Origin of the sequence: Paraburkholderia sp. SIMBA_054 (assembly GCF_046534875.1) — a bacterium.
Taxonomy (GTDB): Bacteria; Pseudomonadota; Gammaproteobacteria; order Burkholderiales; family Burkholderiaceae; genus Paraburkholderia; species Paraburkholderia hospita.
Map to the genome: position 1 here is coordinate 1 of NZ_JAWRXV010000704.1, position 275 is coordinate 275.

1 pseudogene is annotated in these 275 nt (G+C 67.3%); it reads left to right on the top strand.

Features of this window, described 5'->3' with window-relative positions:
• Positions 1 to 84: 84 nt before the first annotated feature.
• A pseudogene (locus SB822_RS56915) lies at positions 85 to 275 on the top strand (branched-chain amino acid ABC transporter substrate-binding protein); the annotation flags it as partial.

A 275-nucleotide genomic window follows, 5' to 3' on the forward strand; every position in this document is an offset into this window, starting at 1 on the left:
CGAGCTGGATCGATTGACGCGGGATTGAGGAGCGCATGCGCGCGTGTTCTGAATGCGAGCGCATGGCTGGAGGAGCGGGAAGAACTGAAGCTGAGCAGGCGGCTCGCCAGAGCTGCGGCTCGTGTCGCCGCATTGTGTACGGCGCTTGTATGCCTGTCGCCCGCGGCGGCGTTGGCTCAGGTGAAGATCGGGCTGGTGCTCTCGCTGACCGGGCCGGCCGCGTCGCTCGGCATTCCCGCGCGCGATACGGCGACGTTGCTGCCGAAGCAGATCGG